Source organism: Desulfobacter hydrogenophilus, from assembly GCF_004319545.1.
GTDB lineage: Bacteria > Desulfobacterota > Desulfobacteria > Desulfobacterales > Desulfobacteraceae > Desulfobacter > Desulfobacter hydrogenophilus.
In genome coordinates, this window is sequence record NZ_CP036313.1 from 798,277 (window position 1) to 820,095 (window position 21,819).

A 21,819-nucleotide genomic window follows, 5' to 3' on the forward strand; every position below is an offset into this window, starting at 1 on the left:
CTTAGGTTTTTGGTTACGCCGCGATCCCGTATTCAATGAGCAGGGACTCCAGTTCTTCAATCTCAAGGGGCGTGGGGATGACAAACGTTTTATTTTCATCCATTTTTCTGGCCAGGGCCCGGTATTCATCTGCCTGGGGGTGGTCCGGCGCAAAATCAATAACCGTTTTTCTGTTGATCTCAGCCTGCTGAACCATGTTGTGCCTGGGAACAAAGTGGATCATCTGGGTGCCCAGTTTCTTGGCCAGCTGTAAAATCATTTCCTCTTCGTTGTCGACCTGACGGGAGTTACAGATCAAGCCGCCGAGACGAACTCCGCCGGACTGGGCAAATTTTACGATACCCTTGCAGATGTTGTTGGCCGCGTACATAGCCATCATCTCGCCGGAGACGACAATATAAATTTCCTGGGCCTTGCCTTCACGGATGGGCATGGCAAATCCGCCACAGACAACGTCACCCAGAACATCATAAAATACATAATCCAAATTCTGCTCTTCGTCATAAGCGCCCAGCTGTTCCAGCAGGTTGATGGAGGTGATGATCCCTCGGCCGGCGCAGCCAACACCGGGTTCCGGTCCGCCTGATTCCGTGCACATAACCCCGCCGTATCCCGCTTTTCTGACATCTTCAAGTTCAACATCTTCACCCTCTTCTCTCAGGGTATCCAGAACGGTTTTCTGGGCCAGGCCATTGAGCATAAGCCGTGTGGAGTCAGACTTGGGGTCACAGCCCACGATCATGATTTTTTTGCCGGCCTCCACCAGTCCTGCTACCGTATTCTGAGTTGTAGTGGATTTGCCGATGCCGCCTTTTCCGTAGATTGCTACCTTTCTCATTGTCTTTTTAGCTCCTTAATTAAGCGTTCGTTGTTTTTAGTTTTAACAGGCAAAGAACCTGTCCGTTGTCGTAATGCCAGTAACTGCAACGGACGTTCCATCGTGATTTGGGATGAACTGCAAAAAGATCTAACTTGTTTGAATTACAAATTGATTTAAATAAAAAAATTTTTTTATTTATGTGCGCCGAGTTTAGACAGGGGTATATATATTACAAATACGAAACATATATCGATTCAAATATGTAATATTTTATCAATAGATTGATTATTCTTCATAAGACTGATCTTTACCGGGTGTTAAAAGGGGGGTGTTGGAAAATTTTAATGAGAACGAACAGGATGTTAGCTATTAGAGCACTTTTAATCTGGCTATAATTAAAGACTCCAAAAGTGTAAGTTTTTAATTTATTTTTTTTTGCTGACGGATATGTGAAGAATATCTTCTGATTTAAGGTGTTTTTATAAGAGAATTTGTGCAACCCACACAGATCTTTTAACTTTTTCTGTGGGCTGAGCCACGGTGAGAAGCCAGGTCAACCCACACGCTTGTTATAGGCGTTCTTGATCCAGGGATTTGACCAGACAGATCAATGAGGTGCGTTTCCACGCGTCTTTATTATAAAAATCAAGACAGTCCTTGTCGTCTTTGTCTGCAAGCAGAGAGATGGATTTTATCCCCTTATTTACAGCCCAGCCTTCGATGGCAGACAGCAGAAGGGTTGATAGTCCTTTCTTCTTGTATGCACGATCCACAATTAGATCACTTACCACCGCATTGAGATTACCCTGGACCATTGAAATTTGAGCTTGGGCCGAACACAAGCCTACAATTGTGTCATTCATCCACGCCACCTTCACAGCCCTGTGTTTCCCGCAGCCGTCCAGCATCAGTCGCAGACCCCGGGCCTGGACCTGGACACCGGGATTAAATTTAAAATCCTGTTCTGTTGCAAACTGCTGGGTCAGCAGAGGCAACATCTGATCAATATCGATAGGGCGTGCATCTTTAATGATAATTTCCATAACTTTTTTCCTTAGAATATTTTCTTGAATGCCGATGCCTTTATTGCCGCCACCACCATCGCGCCTTCTTCAATCCCCAACTCACGCACAGATTCGGAAACGATCTGGGCAATCAGATGTTCATTACCACAGGCAAGCCCCACACGCACACGATTTCCGCTGCTATAAATATCGGTCACAGTACATTGCAAAAGGTTTCTGGCACTTGTTGCCTCGGGATGCCGCTTGAAAAGAAGAATGTCCCGGGAATCGAGCTCAAAAAGATTTTCTTCACCCTCTGCCGGTTCAGTGAGAATGAAATTGATATGCCCCCACTTATAACGAAACAGATCCTTACAGGGTGTGGCACCACCCAGATTAATCAAGTTGACATAACTTTCAAGACCGCTGCCCCACGATTTTCTCACCAGTTCCTCAGCCGCACTGTGCCGCTGAATACGGCCCTTTTGGATCACAAAAACCTCATCGGTCATCATCCGCATCTCCAGCACCGAATGGCTGATGAAAATCATGGGAATGCCGTAATTGTTGAAGACATTTTTCAAATACGGAATAATCTGAAATTTATGCCCCTCATCCAAAGCCGAAAGCGGTTCATCCATCAAAATAAGCCGAGGATTTGACAGAACCGTCCTTGCCAGGGCAATACGCTGCCGTTCCCCGCCTGACAGGGTGGAAACATCCCTGGACAAAAGCTGCGTAATACCAAGAACCTTAAAAAGGCCTTCGGGATCAATCTGTCTATTTTCGAGTTTGATCCGTTTATATCCATAGAAGAGATTTTTTTTAACGCTCATATGGGGGAATAGATGGGCATGCTGAAACACAACACCGATGTTGCGCTGATTCGGCTTCAAATTAATCTTTCTCTTTGCATCAAAAAGAACGGTATCACCCAATCGAATAAAACCGCTGTCCGGCAGTTCCAGGCCGGACAGCAGATTCATAATCGTTGATTTTCCGCTTCCTGACGGACCGAAAATCCCCGTCCTTGGTGAGGAGAGACTGAAGGCCACATCAAGGGTGAAATCCTTGAAACTTTTTTTTAACTCAACATCTAACTGCACTGCTACCCTCTCCTGAACTTGCGGTTTATTGCCTCACTAATAAGAAGGATGGCAAAAGAAAGGCTGATGGAGACCAGACACAGCGTCAGCGCCATCCTGTCTCCACCCGGAACAGAGGTGTATTCATAAATTGCCAAGGGTATTGTCTGTGTCACCCCCGGGATATTGCCGGCAAGGATAACGGTTGCGCCGAACTCACCCAGGTTTCTGGCAAACATCAACGACATCCCGGCAAAAATCGCACGACCGCTCAAAGGCAGAACAATGGTAAAAAAGCTATCCCACCATCCCGCACCAAGGGTTCGAGATACTGAAATATAGGATTGATCCACCGCCTCCATACCAATACGGATTGAACGGACCATCAGGGGGAATCCGACAACCGCCGAGGCAATAACAGCACCGGTGAGTGAAAAAACCACCTGAATACCCAAAAGGTTCAAAAACTTACCGATCAAACCGTTGGACCCGAAGGACAGCAGCAACAAATATCCGACCACAACCGGCGGCAAGACTAATGGCAGACTGATAAGCCCTTCCACCACGGCCTTGCCTCTAATTTTACCGAAGGCAAGAAAGTAACCACAAGCAATGCCAAAGGGGGTGGAGATCAAGGTCGCCGAGCAGGCAACCTTCAGGGAAAGCCCGACGGCAGAAATATCCTGGGGAGAAAGTGTCAGCATTGTAATTTCATTTACCATGCCCCGTATCAGGGCAGTGTAAAACCAAGACGAATCATTTCCGAATGGGCCGCTTCAGAAACGATATAGTCATAGAAGAGTTTGGCATCGGCGTTCCCGTCGCTGTCCTTTGTCATTGCAACCGGATAGGTTACTCGACTATAAAACTCAAGAGGCACTTCAAACAGAATCTTGGCATTGATGGCGAGCATCGCATCCGTTTTGTAAACAAACGCGCCGTCGGTCTCTCCCCGGTCGGCATAGATCAGTGCCTGGCGGACGTCCTTTGCCATGATCAGTTGCCCATTCTTGAGCATTTCATCATATATGCCCTCTTTATCCATCGCCTGCTTAGCATACTGACCGGCCGGCACGCTGTTGGGACTGCCCAAGGCAACACGCGTCAGCTTCTGTAAATCGCTCATAGATTGAGCATCCGTACTTGACTTACCCACAAAAACCAACGCATTATGTGCAAATATTTTTTTGGTGTCCGACTCAATCTTGCCCTTTTCAATCAAATGCGTCATCCACTTCGGATTGGCAGAAACATAAATATCTGCAGGCGCCCCCTGTTCGATTTGCTTTGCTAAGGCGCCGGATGACCCAAAATTTGGGACAATTTTCACATCCGGATACTGTTCCTGAAACTGTACTATCAAATTATTGCACAGATTACTCATACTCTTTGCCACTGAAACACGAACCTGCCCAGCCTGGGCATAGGTACTGAACACCAGCAGTATAAAAACAACAAAAATGTTTAATACACATACCTTTTTCACGTCAAACCCTCCTTTTTCGTATTTATCCGTTTCATATAAAAATCAAAATACATTATTGTTTTATTTTCATGCTTTGTTGTGGGTCGAACTTGGGCATCGATATCCCAGATCAGCCCGTGGCTGTTTTATATGAAAGAACTGAACTAACCGGTTAGTTTCTTTCATAATCTGTCGTGGCCTAACCGCGGTGGAAGACCAGGTCGGCCATGGCTGTTATTCGGAATACGGTTATCATCGACGGCAAAACAATGTCAAGCCATATTTTCAAGCTACAAATGGGCCTTTTTTTATTATTAATATAATATTTCTTCGGACCTGGAATACTCTTTGCATTAGTTTTATTTTTATTTAACTTATTAATTAATGGAGAAGCACAATGTCAAAAGAAAACGTTCTAGCCTTTTTAGATAAGGGAGCAGATGACCGCAAATTCCGCGTAAAGTACGACAACTGTTTTTCAATGGAAAAATTTTGCGCCATGGCAAAAGAAGATGGTTTTGAGTTTACTGTGGAAGAACTGCAAGCGGTATTGAAGATGAATGGGGACTCTTTCGATTCATATGGCAATCCGCCAAAGAAAGGCATTTGGGTATAACAGCCATGGGCTGACCTGATCTATCAACACCCCAGACGCAATTTACAACAGAACATGAAAGGCCTTTAATTACTTAATTGAAACTTTCATGTAAAAATCGAAGCAAACGGTGCTGTCTATCGACAGCACCGTTTTTCAATTTTCTTCGATTGTTTTTTTTGATGATTGCAATAATTGAGGTCAAATCAAAACTTTGATTTGACCTCAATTATTGTATTGTTACATCAGGGGCGTATTGGGTATCAATTCCCACACACCGCAGGGGCATGCCCCTTTGCAGAATCCGCATCCAATGCATTTGGATCCATCCACCACATACTCAAAGCCGGTTGCCTTTTCCTGCCGGCTGATAGCCCCTTCAGGGCAAACTGCCACGCAGATGCCGCAATCCTTGCAATTTCCGCAGGAGGCACATTCCTCACCGCACGCTTCTAATGTATTGGCATCATGTATAGGGTTATAATAGGTCAAATTTACACGCCGGGTATCGATCATGGGGGCAAGGCCTTCCATATCAGGAGCCTGCCCTTTGAGCAGCTGATCAATGACTATGGCTGTCCGTCTGCCTGCGCCGATGGCATTGGTGATAAGTCCCGGGCCCACCGCATCCCCGATGGCAAAGACCTTTTCATCCGAGGATCGGCCGGCTTCGTTCACCTTGACAAACCCTCTTTCAAGCTCAATCCCCTCATCAAGAAAAGATAGATCAGGCACGTCTCCGATGGAGATCACCACCGTATTAGCCGGCAGTATTTCGCCACTCTCAAGTTTGATCCCTTGGGAATTAATTTCTTCGGTGAATACCGGCCAGCGGAAGTGAGCACCGCATTCTTCGGCATCCTCTCTTTCTTTGCCGAATGCAGCCGGTTTCTGGACATCAATAAGGGTTATATCAACAGCACCCAGCCGGTGGGCTTCGGTGGCCACATCACAGCCCACATTACCGGCACCGATAATCACTATCTTTTTGCCTGGTTTTATCTTGTTTGCTTTGGCCTTCTCAAGAAAATCATTGGCAAAAAGAGCCCGTTCGGCACCTTTGATCGGAAGGGATCTGGGTTTATTGCCCCCGGCTGCCACCACAACATAGTCATGGCTATTTTTTATCTCTTTGAACTTTTTCGCATCAACTTTTTCTCCCAGTCTTATATCTTTTATATAAGACTTTATCCGGTCTATTTCGGCATTCAGGGTGTCGGCAGGGATTCGGGATTCGGGAATCAGAGCGGAAATTTTCCCGGCAATGTTCTGTCCGGCTTCAAATACCGTAGCGGTATGGCCTTTCATGGTGAGTTGCCAGGCCGCAGAAATACCACCCGGGCCCCCGCCGATGACGGCCACTTTCTTTCGGGATTCTTTGGCCGGTTTTGGCGGTTTGATATTTTGGGCAGCCTGACCCAAAAGACGAACATTAATGGGAGCCATATAGGACAGGTTCCGTGTGCAGGACGCCATACACGGACTGGGGCACAGGTGACCGCACACGGTCGCCGGAAACGGAGAATACTCAAGGCCCATGGATATGGCTTCATCAATGTTATCGGTCCGGATCATGGCCCAGCGCTGCTGGACCGGGATTCCGGTGGGGCAGGATGCCTGGCACGGCGAGATATATTTACCGTGCTCCCAGACCGGAATATATCTTCTGTACTCGCCCTTGGTAATGACCGGTACAGTCCCTTTTTCCGTTTCCTGGAGATCTCCGATCAGGCCGCCGCGACCAAGTTCCGCATCCCAGACCTGTTCCCTAAACCAGGATACAGATTTACGTTCCGGCCCTTCGGCCTTTTCATGGGGATTTTTGGCTTCAAACAGCCGCCAGTCTTCTCGCACAGCCAGTTCGCCAAACAGTTTCGGCTGTTCAATTTTTTTAAGAAAAATTTTAAGGCCCTGGGTCAGCCATTGCCATTCCTGATCATCAAGGTCCACTTCCTTGGCATCCTTGTCGGAATAACTTTTGGCATCACCACGAACAAAAACCTTGCCGCTCACCATGCCCACCAGAGGCCTGTAACCCAGCACCTGTTCCGGGTTAACAGCGTTTAAACCGCAGACAACAGCAATTCCGCCGGCCATGAATTCACCAAAGTAATCCCCTGCCGTCCCCAATACCCACAGCTCAGGGGGCTCAAATCTGGGATTACGCTTTGTCATGGTCATACCCCGGGCACCGATGGAGCCGCCCACAAACACCTTGCCCTGGGCTGCACCGTTCATGACCCCGTTGGAGGCAGACTCGTGCACAATGATTTCAGCACCGGCGTTGAGCCAGCCAATATCATCCGAGGCCGGACCCATGACTTCTATTCTTGTATTGGGTGTGCCAAGGGAGCCTGTGCGCTGGCCGGAATGACCAATAATACGGATGTCTATCCTGTCAGGGGCGCAATCCCAGAGTCGTCCGCCAATACCATGCTGGCCAAAGGCCTGGACTTCAAGCTTTCTGTTGCCTCGCTTGATGTGCTGGTGAATAGTCTCTTCAAGTACCCGCGAGGAAATTCGTTTTTCGTCTCTTTTACCTGCTATAAAAATATAGTCGCTTTTCATCATATCCCGTCCTCCTTTACACCACGTACTTAATACTGAGACGGTCAGCAATGTTTTTATCATCAATCCCCAGCGCATCGGACATGCCGATGGGAAGGGAAGTAGAGCGTCCCAAGGGCGCTACAATTTTTTTAAGTTGCGTGTCAAAGGAAACAAAAATGTCCACTATGCGCTGGGCCACATCTTCCGGGTCAAGGCGGCGGTAGAGCCTAGGGTCCTGGGACGTGATGCCTTTAGGGCAGATACCAAGGTTGCATACGTTGCACCGATCTTCTTCCGTACCCACGCAGCCGGCTGCGGCCTGCATCACATATTTTCCAATCTGAACTCCGGATGCCCCCAGCATGATCAGGGCGGCTGCATTGGCGGCAATGTTGCCGTTTTTACCAATACCGCCCCCGGCAAAAATGGGTATTTCATTCTGTTTGCCGAGGGCTGTCAGATTCAGGTAGTTGTCCCGAACACAGCTGGCTATGGGATGGCCCATGTGGTCCATGGAAACAGCGTATGCAGCGCCTGTGCCGCCATCTTCGCCGTCAATGGCAAGTCCTGCCGCATATTCGTTACGGGTCAGGTTGTTCATCACCGCAAGGGAAGTGGATGTAGCGGAAATTTTTGGATATACCGGCACCCTGAATCCCCATGCCATGGACATGGACAGGATCATCTTGGCCACAGACTCTTCAATGGAGTACTGGGTCTGATGGGTCGGGGGGCTGGGCAGACTTACGCCCTGGGGCACACCCCGGATGGCGGCAATAAGTTTATTAACTTTATGCCACATCAAAAGACCGCCGTCACCGGGTTTTGCACCCTGACCATACTTGATCTCAATGGCACAGGGGTCTTCCTTCATATGCGGGATGGCGTGGATGATCTCGTCCCAGCCAAAATAGCCGGAAGCAATCTGCAGGATTACATATTTAAGAAACCGAGAACGCAGTAAGCGTGGCGGGCACCCCCCCTCACCGGTACAGATGCGAACGGGCATGCCCATCTCTTCGTTCAAATAGGCAACCCCCATCTGCAAACCTTCCCACATGGTTGGAGACAGCGCACCAAAGGACATGCCGCCGATGATTAAAGGATAAATTTCCCTGACCGGCGGTATCCAGCCCTTTTCCCGCAGTTGTTTCATATTTTCTCTAGGGGGTAGCACCCGGCCTAGAAGAGTGCGCATCTCAAATTCATGGCGGCCGGCATCCAGAGCCGGGTCCGTGAGCATGGAAATTCTGGTGAACTTGATTCTGTCAAGCACCGACCCCGAATCGTTGCGCCGGCCGCCTCTGCGCCGGGGAATGCCATGCTGGTTGATGTGAAATTTCATCCTGTCCATAGACGGATTTCGTATCGGCCGGATGGCATCATTAGGGCAGACAAGGGTACACATGGCGCAGCCGATGCAGGCGTTCTCAACCCGGGTGTCCTGCCGGATACCGTAAAAGGTATCATAATCATTACTGTGCTCGGTATTTTTACCCACAGATGTTTTTATAATCCGTTTCTGGAACGGATGAAGGGCGATGGCCTTGACCGGACACACAGCCGTACATTGACCGCACAGGGTACACCGATCATTATTATATTCGATCTGCCAGGGCAGATCATTCAAACTTAAAGAGGAAGGTTCAAGGCTTCTGTTTGACGACATATATTTACCTCCTGCCGATCAGGGCTTACAATGGCTGTATCAAGGTGCATGGGTTGAAGATCCATGGTTTTGTCTCTGTCAGGTATAACGGCATCCAGTCCGCAGATCTCGGATGAAAAGGCAAACATACCCGGTTTGCCCCCGACCACACCGGGCCGCAGTTTTTTGCGATCCTGAACCATGAACATGGAGTGGTCCGGCAGGGTGCCGATGACCATATTGGGGCCGTCGATAATTAAGGGGCGGCAGCTCTTTTTCAAATGATCTAGGAATTCAAAATTGGGATGCTTTTCAAGGGAATCACGCTGAAGCGGGGTGATCACATGTTTATAACCGTCAATGCCTAAGCCCAGCTCTTCCATGGAAAAGTGAAGGATGTGGGCAAACACCTCAGAATCGGACTGATAGCCGGTATAGCCGGGGATCTCCCTTGAGGAGAGAAAATCCTTGATGGGGATAAACGCCGTGTTTTCACCATTGGTCATGGTGCAGTATCCCTTGATAAAAAACGGATGGCATGCATACAGGTTTATGGCATAATTGGTGTTCTGCCGCCCCTGGGCCATGATAACCCGCGCTTCAAGTTCTTTCCTGTCAAGGCCCAGATATTCTCCCAGCTTCATGGGATCCCCGAGCTCCTTGATCATGATGGTGTCCGGCCAAAAGGAAAACACGATCATGTCTTTTTTTTCTTCACCCATCTGCCGTATCTTAAGCCGTACATCCAGAAGTCTTGTGGCCAGCTCCTCCTGAGACAACTCATCCCAGCCGTCGGGCAGCTCATAGGCCCTGATCAAATAAATTTGTCGTCTGGGAATACCTTCTACCGGAGTTTTAGGTGGTTTCAAAGAGACTTTATGTTTGGTCAGAAAACCAAGATCCATCATAAAAAGGTCCAGACGGCGGATGCCTTCTTCAGTAAAGATCCCCGACAGAATCGGGGCATCTTTCATCTCTTCAAAGGTGCCACCAAGGTCCTGGAGCAAAAGCCCCATGCCGGAGCCGTCATGCCCTTCCTTCATTACGTCAAGGGCTTTGATGGCCAGCATAGGCGACTGAGGCTCCTTGCTGGTGATTGCAAACAGACGACACATATTTTTTCAACTCCTTATGGTCTTTTCTTTAAGCAGTCAAAAGACTGCAGGTCAAAATTTCAAAACTCAAATATTAAGGGCACTTAATAAGACTGTCAATCTTTATTTTCTCAACACGAATGATTGTGGTCTGGGGTGCCATACAGGAATACCGACGATATCAAATAAATATGTGAAATATTAGATTTTATTCACAGAACGCCATTTATATTCCGGAAAATACAAATATGCAAAAACTTTGCTGCCAAAAAGATACAAATATGTAAAAACTTTGCTGCCGTACTTTTTTTACATAATATTAAAAACAAGAAAGGTTACCTATTTTTAATTTTGGAGGGAATTAAAAACCCGGCACGTTTATAAATTGAATGTATTTTGTAAAGGTCCTGTTCCAGGCTCTCCCCAGGGTGTATTTTGCCCAGCCATCTGGTTTTTTTGCTCCGGTTGTCCAGATACCAGCAGATGATAGGAACATCTGCGCCTTTGGCAATATACCAGAATCCGGTCTTGATTGTGGACACCGACTTACGGGTGCCTTCGGGCACCAGGGCAACCACCAGGTTCTCATTTTCTTCATATTTTTTAATTACGCTGTCCACAAAGCCACAGGACTTGTCTCGTTGTATCGGAAGGCCGCCAAGACTTTTTAAAAAAACAGACATGGGAAAAAAGAACCATTTGGATTTGATCAGCAATTTGGCATTAAGCCCGGCAAGTTTAATATAGGTCAGAGCCCGAATCGTGTCCATGTTGGTTGTGTGGGGAAAACCTATGACCACGCATCTGGTTTCCCAATAGTCCGGCAACGGGTCGTAAGTCCATCCCATCCCTGCATAAATAAATTTACCAAGGACTCTGAACAAAAAGGGGAAAGGATTAATATCCATTGCATCCCTCTTTATTCTCCATCCTTTGAAATTTTTTCCCAGGAAAATCAATTTTCATATTCCTTTCTCTTTTTATTGTTTCATGCGGCATGAATTATTGACTGTTTCCCCCTGTTGTCCTTATATCATTAATATAAGGACAACGTTAAATAATGTTTTTTTTAGAGAATCGCAACACCGAAAAATCGTCCCAAGTTAAAAACTAAAACAGCTAAGATATTTTCATTTACATTAAAATTAACCCATGCTATTTTTTAAAAAAATTCTAATCGCCTCTCAACTCGTCGATGCAAGGCACATCATAGATATTTCGTAAGAACGAATTATTCTTTTTCCATAAAAATTTCTGTGTGGGGGGAACACATCAAGGACTTAGTCGATTCTGCTTACACGATTGCCAAAGCCCGCCTTGATGTGGCAATGGATAAAAATGCTATCCGAAAAACATATGGAGATAACGTCAAAGCGTTAGTAAATCAGGCCATTGCCGTATTCGAAGCCAACAATACACCCGACAATTTTAGGCTTCTGAAAAATCGCCGGGCAGATGCCGTCAAAGTGATTGACAAAATGCGCTGGGGCGTTGACGGCAAAAACTATTTCTGGTTCCAGGACATGACCGGACACATGGTTCATCATCACTTAAGCAAATACTTAAATGGCAAACCCCTTGGAGACATAAAAGATCCGGACTGTTTACACCCTGGAATTGGATCATTGGTGCCGGCATTTACCTTGAATCCACTGAAAACGAGGCCCAGCAGGATGCGTTCAGAACCATCGGCTCCATCCGGTATGGAAAAAACAGTCTTGGCTATTTTTTCATTTATAATTCCAAGCGAATTATTGATGACTCCGGTGACGAGACCCAGGAACTGGCAGACGGATTTAACCGGTTCATTGAAAATGTCCAGACCATGATTGCGAAAATAAAGGGTGATACCGGGAATCTTACGGACTCCTCCTCAAAACTTGCCGACGTTTCCGAGCGATTGAGTTCAGCCGCCGAAGAGATATCGGGCCGGGCAGATGCCGTTACGTCGGCATCGAAAAAAATGAGTCTAAATATGGATTCCATGTCCGCAGCCATGGAGCAGGCCGCCGACAATATCAACATGATTTCGGCCGCATTCGAGAAGATAAATCCAACTATTTCTCAGATCTCCCATAATACCGAAAAAGCCCGGGATATTACAATCAAGGCCGTTGGTCAGACAGAATATGCCAGCAAACAGATGGGAGAACTCGGTACGGCTGCCAAAGAAATTTTTACCGTGGTGGAGACCATTACGGAAATCTCTTCCCAGGTCAATCTGCTGGCCCTGAATGTCTCCATTGAGGTGGCCAGAGCCGGCGAGGCCGACAAGGGGTTTGCTGTTGTTGCCAATGAAATCAAGGAGCTGGCAAACCAGACAGCCGATGCCTCCAGCCAATTCAAAAAACGCGTGGCCGGAATCCAACAGTCCACCGAGGGTACCACGGCAGAAATCATCTCCATCACAAAAGTGGTGGAAGATATCAATGAAATTGTTTCAACCATTGCTGCGGCGTTGCAGAAAAATTTGCATCTGAGTAACTTTTCGTCCAAACTCAGAGTTGCGCTTACGCACTGAATAGAAACATCAGTTTACGTTCCAGGCGGCAAAACGACTCCCTGCAGTCTTTTCTCTTTGAAAAAATTCTCTTTGCTCTACCGTTTGGGGATGGCTATTGAAAATTGACATCAGTGCCTGTTTTGACTTAAAACAGATATTGTCTTAGTACACACAAATGGACAAACACAAATTCTGTCCGGCAGCCCGCCGGGTAACTGGAACCGATAGAAACGAAATAAGGAATTTACGCGTGATTACAGCCAATGAAAATTACAACAAACTGAATGCCTCATATTTATTTGCAGATATAGCCAAACGGGTTCAAGTCTACCAGGACAACAACCCCGACAAGGAGGTGATTCGCCTTGGTATCGGCGACGTTACCCTGCCTCTGCCCCCTGCGGTTGTTCAGGGATTTAAAAAGGGCGTAGATGAAATGGCCGATGATGCCACATTCAGAGGATATGGTCCTGAACAGGGATATCAATTTTTAAGACAGGCTATTGCCGTTGGTGATTTCCAGTCCAGGGGTGCGGACATTGAGGCGGATGAAATTTTTGTGTCCGACGGCGCCAAATGCGATACAGGCAATTTTCAGGAGCTGTTCTCCAATGATATCACCATTGCCATTCCGGATCCGGTTTATCCGGTGTACCTGGATACAAATGTAATGGCCGGAAGAACCGGTGAGTTCAAGGACGGACGGTACCAGGGTATTGTTTACATGGATTGCCTGAAAGAAAAGGGGTTTATGCCGGATCTGCCCGATTCGTCCGTGGATCTGATCTATCTTTGTTTCCCCAACAATCCCACAGGATCCACTGCCACAAAAAAGCAGCTTGCTGCCTGGGTGGATTATGCCCGGGACAATAAAGCCCTGATCCTGTTTGATGCCGCCTATGAAGCCTTTATCCGGGATGAAAATCTTCCCAGAAGTATTTATGAAATCCCCGGGGCCAAAGAGGTGGCTGTGGAATTCAGAAGTTTTTCCAAGACAGCTGGTTTCACAGGCACCCGCTGCGGATTTACGGTGGTGCCCAAGGCATGCATGATCTATACGGCCGACGGCTCCAAGGTCTCCTTACATGACATGTGGAACCGTCGGCAGTCCACCAAATTCAACGGCGTCTCTTATCCGGTGCAAAAGGCTGCAGAGGCGGTTTACAGCCCCGAGGGCCAGGCCCAGATTAAAGCAAATATCGACTATTACCTTGCCAATGCCGGGGTGATTCGCCAAACCATGACAGACCTTGAACTTGACCATGTGGGGGGTGATAATTCTCCATACATCTGGATCGACGGCAATGGCCGGGATTCCTGGGAATTTTTTGACCTGTTGCTGGACAAAGCGGGTGTGGTCTGTACCCCCGGGGGGGGCTTTGGGCGGTGTGGGGCGCAATCCATAAGAATTTCTGCGTTTAACAGTCCTGAAAATGTAGCCAAGGCCATGGCGCGCTTAAAAAATGTTTTAAAATGACCAGTTTTTTCAAGGTAAAATCCCTGGACGAGGTTCTGGGGATGACGCAGCTTTTTTCCCCTGTGGGCATAGAGGAACTGCACACCCGGGATGCCTTTTCAAGGGTCCTTGCAAAGGATCTGATTTCCGGAGAGAATCTGCCCGGATTCAGGCGCTCCTGTATGGATGGATATGCGGTGAGCGCCGCGTCTACCTTTGGGGCATCGGAATCTGGTCCTGCATGGCTGACCCTTAAGGGCGCCATTGCCATGGGGGATATTCCGGACTTTAAACTGGCACCGGGGGAAGCCGCCCGGATCTCCACCGGCGGCATGCTGCCAGCCGGTGCAGACGCGGTTGTCATGGTGGAGCACACCGAGGCTGTGGACGAACAGTCCATTGAAATCTATAAATCCGTGGCCCCGCTGCAGCATGTCATTGATGTCACCGAGGATTTTGCAAAGGGTCAGACCGTCATTGAAAAAGGCCGCCTGATGCGGCCCCAGGAAATCGGTCTGGCTGCAGGGTTAGGGCACACCCGAATCCGGACATATCAGGTACCAAAGGTGGGAATCATCTCCACCGGGGATGAAGTAATCCCTGTGGATAAAACACCTGAACCCGGTATGGTGCGCGATATTAATTCCTATTCTTTGTCTGCCTTGGTGACCCAGGCAGGCGGAGAACCTGTGCGGTACGGCATCGTAAAAGATGATCCCAGGGCTTTAAAATCAATGTGTAAAAAAGCGCTGGCCCACACGGATATGGTGCTGCTTTCAGGCGGTTCTTCCGTGGGCACAAGGGATTATACGGTTGAGGTGCTGTCAGACCTGCCGGATACGGACATTCTGGTCCACGGTATTTCCGTAAGCCCGGGCAAACCCACCATCCTTGCGAAATCCGGCCATATCCCTGTGTGGGGGCTGCCCGGCCAGGTGGTTTCAGCCATGGTGGTGTTCCAGATGGTGGTAACAGCTTTCCTCCACCGTCTAAGGGGCTTGTCCCGGCCGGTTTTCCCGGTAAAAACATCGGCTCGTTTGTCCCGGAATCTGGCATCTTCCCAGGGCAGGCGGGACTTTGTGCGGGTGGTTCTGGAGCAGGAAGGTCATGAGCTTGTGGCCCGCCCCATTCTTGGCAAGTCAGGATTGATCCGGACCATGGTCCAGGCAGACGGGTTGCTTGAAATTGGTGAGCATGTAGAAGGCCTGGAGAAAGGCAGCATGGTAGATATAATTCTTTTAAAATAGTGCCCGACCGAAAACCCTAAATTTTGTCGAGTACTTCGTTGGGCGAAAATTTTAATCCTCGAAATATTCAATATATGACTGCGGTTAAAATTTCCGTCCGCCTTGTACTCGACAAAACTTCCAGGTTTTCGTTCAGACACAAAACAGAAAGAGGCCGTATGGAAACTAAACGCAATGTCTATTTGAATATGGTGGGAATCCAACAAGCCCAGGATTGTTTGTTTAAAAATTTTGGTCATCTGGAAACAGGTGTGCAGACCCTGGATGTGGTGCAGGCCCGGAACAGGGTTTTGGCGGCACCTGCTGTGGCAGCCATATCTTCGCCCAATTTTCATGCTGCCGCCATGGATGGTGTGGCGGTGGATGCCAAATCCACCTTTGGGGCAAGTGATGAGGCCCCAAAGTCTTTGACCATTGAAAAAACCGCTTTCTGGGTGAATACCGGACATGTGCTTCCTGAAGGCACCAATGCCGTCATCATGATTGAAAACCTCAATATCCTGGATGAAAACACCATTGAAATTGAGGCACCGGCTTTTCCCTGGCAATATGTCCGCAAAATGGGTGAAGATATCGTGGCGACCCAGTTGCTGTTTCCCAGGCACCACAAAATCAATGCCTATGCCATGGGTGCACTTCTTTCCGGCGGGGTGTTCAAGGTGTCAGTGAGAAAAAGGCCCAGGGTGCTGATTATTCCAACGGGATCGGAGCTTAAACGCTGGCAGGATGTGACGCCGGAAACCATGGGGTCCGGTGATGTGGTGGAATCCAACGCCACTGTATTGACTGCCCTGTGCGCCGACCACGGAGCAGACGCCACGGTCAATCCCATGCTTGAAGATGATCTTAAAACCATTCAGATGGCCGTGTCCAAAGGCGTGGACCAGGGATATGACATGGTCATGATCCTGGGCGGTTCCTCTGCCGGGTCCAAGGATTATTCAAAACCGGTGATTGAAAAGTTAGGGCAAATTTACGTCCACGGGGTGACAATGATGCCGGGTAAACCCCTGATGTTCGGCCGGATTGGAGAAACCCCGGTTTTCGGGATTCCCGGCTATCCGGTATCCGCCATTGTTGCCTTTGAAATATTTGCAGGGCCTCTGCTGCTGACCATGCAGCATCTCCCCCCGTTAAAACAGGAGGTCGTAGAAGTCTTCCCAGTCAGGAAAGTCACGTCAAAACTGGGGCAGGAAGAATTCTTAAGGGTAAAAATCGGTTCCGTGGACGGTAGACTCATGTCTTCCCAGCTACCCCGGGGAGCAGGCAGTATCACCACCCTGACAGAAGCCGATGGGATCATACGAATCCCGCAGCATGTGGAAGGTATCGAGGCCGGCGAAAAAGTGCAGGCCCATCTGCTTCGGTCCCAGGCATCCATTGAAAATACGGTGGTGATCACAGGCTCCCATGACAATACCCTCGACCTGCTGGCAGATCAGATTCGGCTTGAACATCCGGGCATGGGAATCTCTTCCAGCCATGTGGGAAGTATGGGCGGGCTGATGGCCATTAAAAGGGGGGGCTGCCACATGGCCGGCTGCCATCTGCTGGACCCCGATGACGGCTCTTATAATATCTCATACCTTAAAAAGTACCTGCCTGATGTGCCGGTGCGCCTGGTCAATCTTGTGATGCGCCAACAGGGATTAATTCTGCCCAAAGGCAACCCGGACAAGGTCAAAGGACTTGCAGATATTGTTGAAAAAAAATTAGCCTTTATCAACCGCCAGCCCGGCTCGGGCACCCGGATTTTGTTTGATTTCAGCTTAAAGGAAAATGGCCTGTCAGCGGCAGATATTCCTGGTTATGAAAATGAGGAATATACCCACATGTCTGTTGCTGTGGCGGTATTATCGGGCCGGGCCAGGGCCGGGCTTGGCATCAAGGCTGCGGCCCTGGCCCTGAAACTGGATTTTCTACCTGTTGTCACTGAATCCTACGACATAGTCATCCCTGAAATTTATTATGATCTACCGAAAATCCAGGCCCTTCTTTATACTATTCAATCTGATGAATTCAAACAGCGAGTCTTGGTCTTGGGGGGATACGGGGTGGAAAGAACCGGAAAAGAATTGTTCCGGTCTATTTAAAACAATAATCTAACGAAGTTATAATATTGTTTCAACCCTTACCTGGTAATAATTTTCCTGTATTTTTCCTAAATTCTTTTGTCATGGAGGCAAATACAGAAAATGACACAGGTTTCGCAAGTATCTTCAAACAAGTATTCTCCTTTGGACAACGAGCCTTACATGAGCGACGGACAGCTCGCTTATTTTAAAGGTCAACTGATGCAGCGAAAGGACGAGCTGCGCAACAGAATCTCAAAATCCATAAAAAAGATTAAAACCCTTGAAGCAGCCCAGGCCGATATCCTTGATCGGATCAACTCATATATCGATCTGGAACTTGAGGTAAAAAGTTTCAAGCGCCATTCAGATATGATTGAGCAGGTGGATCGTGCGCTGGCGCGTATTGATGACGGAAGTTTCGGATACTGTGAACTAACCGGCGATAAGATCGGACTGCGGCGTCTGGAAGCGATTCCTTTTGCTACCATGTCCATCAAAGCACTGGAAGCGTTTGAAGCTGACCAGAAAAAGATGTTTTTACCCAGACAGGCCTTATATTCTTAAATGGTGTTTAAGCGTAAAAAGCCCCATCGGCGTTGCAGGAAAATATGCGAATAGACACCCGTTGACGCAAAAAAACCTGCCGAAATAATTTTCGGCAGGTTTTTTTATTTACTTAAATTACTGCGTTTAACCGCGGAACATTAAGATTTAGTAGGGATGAATTTCAACCCTTCTGTTCAGGGAGCGGCCAAAATCGGTGCTGTTTAGGGCAACGGGTTTGTCAAAGCCAAAGCCTGTGGTGGCCAGACGGTTGCGGGCAATACCTTTGTCTACCAGGTAATTGGCAACGGCATTCGCACGTCTCAGGGACAGTTCCATGTTGTATTTCTTAGAACCGATATTATCCGTGTGGCCCTGGAGTTCAACACTCATTGCAGGATTTTTTTCCAAAATTTCATAAACGGCATCAAGCTGTGCAAAGGTTGCAGGTTTGACAATGGCTTTATCAAAATCAAACAATACGTTATCAAGAACCCAGCAACCAACGGCATTTACTTTTGCACCGGCAGGTGTTCCGGGGCACTGGTCATCAGGATCAAGGACACCATCACCATCGCTGTCCATGGGGGCAGGCACAGGAGCAGGAGCATCTGCATTCTCCAGGAATACCTTTTCAACAAACGCGGCCATTGCCTCGGCGGACATAAGTTCCCTGGCGTTTACCAAACCTGCGCAACCACCAATTTCTGCAATCTCAGAGAGGAATGCCGTACCTTCTTCGTCATTGCTGACCTGAATGGGGTAGAAGCAAATATCATCGCCATACTGTTCTTTAACAGCCGCTGCCTGGGCCATATCCGCTTCCATGTCCAAACCGTCGGAAATAATAATAACGGCGGTTTTTCCGGAAAGACTTTCAAGGTCAGTACCCATGGCGGCAATGGCTGAACCAATGGGGCTGTAGCCGCCGGCTTTTGAAATCTCGCCGAGTTTTTCAGCCAGGGCAGCTGAGTTGTACTCTTCCATGCCGTAAAACAGTTCGGTTTCGTTTTTGGAGATGGATTCTGCATGTCCAAAGCTTCTCAACCCGGCAGTCTGTCCGAGTTCAGGAATGGTCATGTTCATATGTTCTGCAATCGCTTTGCCGATCATGAATTTGGGATTGCCCATACAGTAGTCTTCCATGGAGCTGGAGGCATCCAGGATAATAACAAAGTTATTCACTTTGGACTGATACATGGACGCATCAAACTGTTTAGCGGAAAATGAGGGAAGCCCGGCAGGTTCTTTCGCAGCGCAACCAAACAGAAAGAGGAAGGCGGTGATGGTTAAAAGTGTTTGCACTAAACGTTTCTTGTTCATCTGATCTCCTTTTTTACAATTAGTATTAATTTCTTGTTCAAATTGATGATTGCCCGTACAAAGAATTTGGAATATTCTACAAAAGAAAATAGATGAAATCAACTGTTCTTTTTTAATATAGGGTGAATTGGGAGACTTTTGGAACCTTGCAATTTTACGCAAACAATTATATACGTCCAAAGCTTAACGCATAACTTTCTAATATTTACTAGAACACTCAAATCAGGATAAAAATATGGAGATCTATCAGGGTATAATTCTAGGTATCCTCCAGGGGCTTACAGAGTTCCTGCCGGTAAGCAGTTCAGGCCATCTGGTCCTGGGCCAAATCTATTTTGGAATTACTGAATGTGGCCTTGTTTTTGATGCGTCCGTACATATGGGAACCCTGGGCGCTGTATTTATTGTATATTTTAAAGATATCCAGGAAATCTTAAAAAGCCTGGTGCACTATGCCGGAACCCGGGATGTTAGAGGACATGAAACGAATCTGGCCCTGGCTGCCGCAATCATTATCGGTTCAGTACCCACGGCAATAATCGGATTAGTGCTGAAACAGTTTGAGGAGATTCTGTTTACTTCTTCTTTACTGGTAGGTGCCATGCTTATAGTAACAGGGAGCTTTTTATGGGTGTCCAGGCATTATTATAGGGTTGAAGAAGGTGAACCGTTGACCCCTTCAAAGGCTGTTATCATCGGCATTGTCCAGGGGCTTGCCGTTATTCCGGGCATTTCCCGGTCCGGTGCCACCATTGCCACCGGACTGTTCACAGGACTGGACAGAAAAACAGCGGCCCGGTTCTCATTTCTTTTATCCATCCCTGCCATTCTCGGTGCCCAGGTGATCAGTGTAAAAGACATGATAGAATCCCAGGGCCACATTGACCCTGCCACCATTTGTGGCACAATCGCGTCATTCATCGTTGGGCTGGCAGCATTAAAACTATTACTAAAACTGGTGAACACAGGCAAATTTCATCTATTTGCACCCTATTGCTGGCTGGCCGGAATTCTGGCGCTTTCTTCAAATTTTCTATAAGGAGGTAAACTATGCATCCTGGAATATTCAGGGAATATGACATCCGCGGTATTGCAGGGAAAGAGATTTCCGAAAAAGACGCCAATGCCGTAGGAAAGGCATATGGATCAATGCTCATGGTCCAGGGCCGCAAAAAAGTATCTGTTGGTCGGGACTGCCGCATCACTTCGGAAGCCTATTCAAAGGCATTTATTGACGGGGTATTGTCCTCAGGATGCGATGTCGTGGACATCGGTGTCTGCCCTACCCCGGTTCTCTATTTTTCCATTCACCAACTTAGCCTTGAAGGCGGGGCCATGATTACGGCCAGCCATAATCCTCCGGAATACAACGGGTTCAAGCTGATGAGCGGACTGGATTCCATCCACAGCCACGGGCTGCAGGATATACGCAAGATCATCGAAGACCAGGCCTATACCCATGGCCAGGGCACGTTGACAAAGGCGGATGTGATTTCTCCATATATGGCCATGATCCAAGAGAACATCACACTGAAAAATAAACTCCGGGTGGGCATTGATGCGGGCAACGGCACCGGCGGCATAACCGCGTTGCCGGTGCTGCGGGGACTGGGCTGCGAGGTCCATGATATTTACTGCGATCTGGACGGCACCTTCCCCAACCACGAGGCTGATCCCACCCAGAAAAAAAATATGACGGATCTCATTGCCCTGGTGAGAAAGAATAATCTGGACCTTGGCATCGGCTATGACGGAGATGCAGACCGCATCGGCGTGGTGGACAAGTTCGGCAACCTCATTTACGGGGACCAACTCATGGTGATTTATGCCAAGGAAATTCTGTCCCGCCATCCCGGTGCAACCTTTATCTCCGAGGTCAAGTGCTCCATGGTCATGTATGATGAGATCACAAAGATGGGCGGCAACCCAATCATGTGGCGCACAGGCCACTCCCTGATCAAAAAGAAAATGAAGGAAGAGGATGCGGCCCTGGCAGGAGAAATGAGCGGGCACATGTTTTTCAAGGACCGCTACTACGGATATGACGATGCCCTGTATGCATCCTGCCGGCTTCTGGAAATCATGGACAGCACCGGCCTTGGTGTGGACGAATTAATTAAAGACCTGCCCAAAACCTATACCACGCCCGAGATCCGGGTTGACTGCCCGGACGCGGTCAAGTTCAAGGTTGTGGAAAAAATAGTGGCATTGTATAAAGCCCGCCAAGAGGTCATTGACATTGACGGGATGCGGGCCATCTATGAAGACGGGTGGGGTCTTGTGCGGGCCTCCAATACCCAGCCGGCCCTGGTGCTTCGCTTTGAGGCCCTGACCGAACCCCGTCTGGAAGAAATTAAAACCAAAATTGAAACAGATTTGAAAAAAATCATTGAGGACACGTAGTTAATTTT

Annotated in this window: 18 protein-coding genes and 2 pseudogenes; 10 read left to right on the plus strand and 10 right to left on the minus strand. The window is 48.1% G+C overall.

Features of this window, described 5'->3' with window-relative positions; genetic code table 11:
* Positions 1-13: 13 nt before the first annotated feature.
* The 5 genes from nifH to modA form a co-directional block, all read right to left on the minus strand.
* Positions 14-838: a nitrogenase iron protein gene (nifH, locus tag EYB58_RS03495; protein ID WP_111960560.1), complete on the minus strand. Its 825-nt coding sequence runs from the start codon at positions 836-838 to the stop codon at positions 14-16.
* Positions 839-1,389: 551 nt separating this feature from the next.
* Positions 1,390-1,863: a GNAT family N-acetyltransferase gene (locus EYB58_RS03500; RefSeq protein WP_111959752.1), complete on the minus strand. Its 474-nt coding sequence runs from the start codon at positions 1,861-1,863 to the stop codon at positions 1,390-1,392.
* Between the two features lie 11 nt (positions 1,864-1,874).
* On the minus strand, positions 1,875-2,930 hold the full coding sequence (modC, locus tag EYB58_RS03505) for a molybdenum ABC transporter ATP-binding protein (protein WP_111959754.1): 1,056 nt from the start codon (positions 2,928-2,930) through the stop codon (positions 1,875-1,877).
* A gap of 2 nt (positions 2,931-2,932) precedes the next feature.
* On the minus strand, positions 2,933-3,613 hold the full coding sequence (gene modB / locus EYB58_RS03510) for a molybdate ABC transporter permease subunit (RefSeq protein WP_242637542.1): 681 nt from the start codon (positions 3,611-3,613) through the stop codon (positions 2,933-2,935).
* Positions 3,614-3,639: 26 nt separating this feature from the next.
* Positions 3,640-4,395: a molybdate ABC transporter substrate-binding protein gene (modA, locus tag EYB58_RS03515; protein ID WP_111959758.1), complete on the minus strand. Its 756-nt coding sequence runs from the start codon at positions 4,393-4,395 to the stop codon at positions 3,640-3,642.
* A 376-nt stretch (positions 4,396-4,771) separates the two neighbouring features.
* Here modA and EYB58_RS03520 point away from each other — a divergent pair, with 376 nt between their 5' ends.
* On the plus strand, positions 4,772-4,990 hold the full coding sequence (locus tag EYB58_RS03520; protein ID WP_111959760.1) for a Nif11-like leader peptide family natural product precursor: 219 nt from the start codon (positions 4,772-4,774) through the stop codon (positions 4,988-4,990).
* Positions 4,991-5,209: 219 nt separating this feature from the next.
* On the opposite strand, the gene EYB58_RS03525 is transcribed toward EYB58_RS03520, so the two are convergent.
* From EYB58_RS03525 to EYB58_RS03540, 4 genes are all read right to left on the minus strand, one after another.
* Complete coding sequence (locus EYB58_RS03525) at positions 5,210-7,540, minus strand: FAD-dependent oxidoreductase (protein WP_111959761.1); 2,331 nt, start codon at positions 7,538-7,540, stop codon at positions 5,210-5,212.
* A gap of 13 nt (positions 7,541-7,553) precedes the next feature.
* Positions 7,554-9,188, minus strand: coding sequence for a glutamate synthase-related protein (locus tag EYB58_RS03530; RefSeq protein WP_111959763.1), 1,635 nt, complete (start codon positions 9,186-9,188; stop codon positions 7,554-7,556).
* Positions 9,152-10,282, minus strand: coding sequence for a class II glutamine amidotransferase domain-containing protein (locus EYB58_RS03535; RefSeq protein ID WP_111959765.1), 1,131 nt, complete (start codon positions 10,280-10,282; stop codon positions 9,152-9,154). The genes EYB58_RS03530 and EYB58_RS03535 overlap by 37 nt, the downstream gene beginning before the upstream one ends.
* A 314-nt stretch (positions 10,283-10,596) precedes the next feature.
* Positions 10,597-11,169 (minus strand): 1-acyl-sn-glycerol-3-phosphate acyltransferase, encoded by a 573-nt coding sequence (locus EYB58_RS03540; protein WP_111959801.1) that lies wholly within the window; start codon positions 11,167-11,169, stop codon positions 10,597-10,599.
* 414 nt (positions 11,170-11,583) lie between these two features.
* On the opposite strand from EYB58_RS03540, the pseudogene EYB58_RS24670 reads away from it, so the two are divergent.
* From EYB58_RS24670 to EYB58_RS03570, 7 genes and pseudogenes are all read left to right on the plus strand, one after another.
* Positions 11,584-11,850 (plus strand): annotated as a pseudogene (locus EYB58_RS24670) (cache domain-containing protein); the annotation flags it as partial.
* A gap of 47 nt (positions 11,851-11,897) precedes the next feature.
* A pseudogene (locus tag EYB58_RS24675) lies at positions 11,898-11,951 on the plus strand (hypothetical protein); the annotation flags it as partial.
* A 135-nt stretch (positions 11,952-12,086) separates the two neighbouring features.
* Positions 12,087-12,782 carry a methyl-accepting chemotaxis protein gene (locus EYB58_RS03550; protein ID WP_111959769.1) on the plus strand — a complete coding sequence of 232 codons (696 nt, stop codon included), beginning with the start codon at positions 12,087-12,089 and terminating at the stop codon, positions 12,780-12,782.
* 232 nt (positions 12,783-13,014) lie between these two features.
* Entirely contained in the window at positions 13,015-14,241 is a 1,227-nt protein-coding gene (locus tag EYB58_RS03555; protein ID WP_111959771.1) for an LL-diaminopimelate aminotransferase, read from the plus strand.
* Complete coding sequence (locus EYB58_RS03560) at positions 14,238-15,467, plus strand: molybdopterin molybdotransferase MoeA (protein ID WP_111959773.1); 1,230 nt, start codon at positions 14,238-14,240, stop codon at positions 15,465-15,467. Before EYB58_RS03555 ends, EYB58_RS03560 begins: the two co-directional genes overlap by 4 nt.
* A 158-nt stretch (positions 15,468-15,625) precedes the next feature.
* A complete protein-coding gene (locus EYB58_RS03565) occupies positions 15,626-17,560 on the plus strand; it encodes a molybdopterin biosynthesis protein (protein ID WP_111959775.1) in 1,935 nt (644 codons plus the stop codon).
* Positions 17,561-17,662: 102 nt separating this feature from the next.
* Positions 17,663-18,106: a TraR/DksA family transcriptional regulator gene (locus EYB58_RS03570; RefSeq protein WP_111959777.1), complete on the plus strand. Its 444-nt coding sequence runs from the start codon at positions 17,663-17,665 to the stop codon at positions 18,104-18,106.
* Between the two features lie 147 nt (positions 18,107-18,253).
* Here EYB58_RS03570 and EYB58_RS03575 read toward each other — a convergent pair whose 3' ends face one another.
* Complete coding sequence (locus EYB58_RS03575; protein WP_111959779.1) at positions 18,254-19,408, minus strand: OmpA family protein; 1,155 nt, start codon at positions 19,406-19,408, stop codon at positions 18,254-18,256.
* Between the two features lie 235 nt (positions 19,409-19,643).
* Between EYB58_RS03575 and EYB58_RS03580 the strand changes: the two genes are divergently transcribed.
* Both EYB58_RS03580 and EYB58_RS03585 read left to right on the plus strand, forming a co-directional pair.
* Positions 19,644-20,447 carry an undecaprenyl-diphosphate phosphatase gene (locus EYB58_RS03580; RefSeq protein ID WP_111959781.1) on the plus strand — a complete coding sequence of 268 codons (804 nt, stop codon included), beginning with the start codon at positions 19,644-19,646 and terminating at the stop codon, positions 20,445-20,447.
* Positions 20,448-20,458: 11 nt separating this feature from the next.
* Positions 20,459-21,811, plus strand: coding sequence for a phosphomannomutase/phosphoglucomutase (locus tag EYB58_RS03585; protein WP_111959783.1), 1,353 nt, complete (start codon positions 20,459-20,461; stop codon positions 21,809-21,811).
* Positions 21,812-21,819 lie beyond the last annotated feature (8 nt).